This window comes from Paenibacillus popilliae ATCC 14706, assembly GCF_000315235.1.
In the GTDB taxonomy this organism is placed as follows: Bacteria; Bacillota; Bacilli; order Paenibacillales; family Paenibacillaceae; genus Paenibacillus_B; species Paenibacillus_B popilliae.
Genome location: NZ_BALG01000277.1, coordinates 1 through 1,092, shown reverse-complemented (window position 1 = coordinate 1,092; position 1,092 = coordinate 1). Strand labels below are relative to the sequence as shown.

Annotated in this window: 2 protein-coding genes; both read right to left on the bottom strand. The window is 36.9% G+C overall.

Annotated elements, in window-relative coordinates; translation table 11 throughout:
- Positions 1-52: 52 nt before the first annotated feature.
- Complete coding sequence (locus PPOP_RS20950) at positions 53-316, bottom strand: hypothetical protein (protein WP_006287670.1); 264 nt, start codon at positions 314-316, stop codon at positions 53-55.
- On the bottom strand, positions 303-872 hold the full coding sequence (locus PPOP_RS16025) for a hypothetical protein (RefSeq protein ID WP_006287669.1): 570 nt from the start codon (positions 870-872) through the stop codon (positions 303-305). Before PPOP_RS16025 ends, PPOP_RS20950 begins: the two co-directional genes overlap by 14 nt.
- Positions 873-1,092: the final 220 nt, after the last annotated feature.

The following is a 1,092-nucleotide window of genomic DNA, read 5'->3' as shown; positions in this document are numbered from 1 at the left end:
GGAATGTAAGGGGCTGACAAGTGCCTTTTTTTTGCATCTGATCTAAGCACTTTTACGCTGCAATTCTAGGCATTTTTAGTATGCAATAAACAGCACAAAACGAAGCTGATACTTGTTCTTTAGTAAATTTGTCTACAATATAGTAACTCCTTTTTACATAAACAGGAACTCTCTTGGGGAAATTGTAATTATTCCGTAGCCATTTAGCAAAGTGAACAAATGCTCTTTTTAAAACAATATCCACATTTTTTTCAGAACATATTCTTAATCCGGTTCTTTCTTTTTCTAATTGTAAATCCTCTCTATTTTCCGCCATTATGTTTTTTACTAGGTGTATGTTTTTTCATGAGACGATTCGGATTTTTATTTGGATTACCTCTCCATTTTTCATCCTGTTTTTTCTTTTCGTGTATTTCTCGATGTTGTTTCTTTCTATTAGGTTTTCCCATCGGTCCTTCTCTTGACTCCGCTAACGTAATACCAGTAATTACGGTAATACCTGTGGTGATTACAGGTAGGAGTTCAGCAGCGCCCCATACTAACGGAATGACAAGCGGAACTCGCTTATGTCTATTCCTTTCTGTTGGCTTTTCCAACCAAGATAACACGGTTCCGATAGACGCGCCGTTTTCGTTAAATACGGTTTGACCTGTGTGCTTGTCTACTACCCGAATGTCGAACGTTCGAGGAATTTCATGGTACTTTACATAGGTAGTGTAGTCCTCTTTGCTGATTCTGATATGTTTCTCATGAGCAACGGAATAGGAATGCTCAACTCCAAATTGCCCTGGTGAAGCATAAGAAACACCTGTCAATAATACAACCAATGAACATACTACCACACTTGATAACATCTTTTGAAGTATTTTCATCCTAATTATCCTATAAATTTCAAATTTCTTACCATAAACATATATTACCATACAAGAAATGAAAATCAACCATAATTCTTCCCTTTGTCCGTACGTTACATAACCTTAGAAGTCTGGTGAAAAAGCCTGACCCTAATCGAACAAAGAGACGGAGTATGGTAAAATAATAGAAAATATCGTTTGAAAGTAGAGGAACCCCCAATGCGAGCAGCGAAACGAT

Coding starts and splice junctions, on each gene's coding strand:
- PPOP_RS20950 (WP_006287670.1), bottom strand. CDS start 316: ATGGCGGAAAATAGAGAGGATTTACAATTAGAAAAAGAAAGAACCGGA.
- PPOP_RS16025 (WP_006287669.1), bottom strand. CDS start 872: ATGAAAATACTTCAAAAGATGTTATCAAGTGTGGTAGTATGTTCATTG.